The sequence below is a fragment of the Candidatus Protochlamydia sp. W-9 genome (assembly GCF_001950615.1).
GTDB classification, from domain to species: Bacteria; Chlamydiota; Chlamydiia; order Chlamydiales; family Parachlamydiaceae; genus Protochlamydia; species Protochlamydia amoebophila.
This window is the reverse complement of sequence record NZ_BCPZ01000241.1, coordinates 1-565: the sequence shown is the minus strand read 5'-3', so window position 1 is coordinate 565 and position 565 is coordinate 1. Positions and strand designations below refer to the sequence as shown.

The window sequence follows — 565 nt, the reverse complement described above, 5'->3', positions numbered from 1 at the left end:
TTCATTTTGGATTGATTTACCAGGTTCTATAGTATGCCATCCAATAGATGATTCCTCCGACTATTTTAAAATAGCCCTACTTGTGAATTCAGTTTCATGACACTGATCATTTGTCTTAAGATATCCTCTGTATTTAATCAACTCTTCCAACTCTCTTACCACTCTTAATCCTGAAAAAGAGGTGTCTACAAACATTTTCAAACCTTCTTTAGTAAACTCATCTACAATATTGATTCATCTGATTTTCTTTCCATTTGCAAGCCGATTGGACATAAAATTCAGGCTTCAAACTTCATTGACTTGTGAAGCTTTTTTCGCGCAAGCCTTCCCAACTCCTCATCTTCAAGCTCCTCTTTTCTCACTTTTAGTCTCATTTCCTGATAAAGCCTAAAAAGCTTCTAAAGCTTCTTATGGTTAATCTTAACATCCCTTTTTCAATACAAGAGGAATGTACCGATAACCAAATCGAGGTCTTTCAAAAGTCACTTGAATGAGTGCTTTCTCTTGTTCATTTCCTTGCCTTTTCTATAACTATCGCCCAACTGATCGATGAAATCCAACAATT

The 565-nt window shown here is 35.6% G+C and carries 1 protein-coding gene; it reads right to left on the bottom strand.

Annotated features, from left to right (window positions below):
* Nucleotides 1-60: 60 nt before the first annotated feature.
* On the bottom strand, nt 61-195 hold the full coding sequence (locus tag BU804_RS15410) for a hypothetical protein (RefSeq protein ID WP_255371575.1): 135 nt from the start codon (nt 193-195) through the stop codon (nt 61-63).
* Between the last annotated feature and the right edge of the window lie 370 nt (nt 196-565).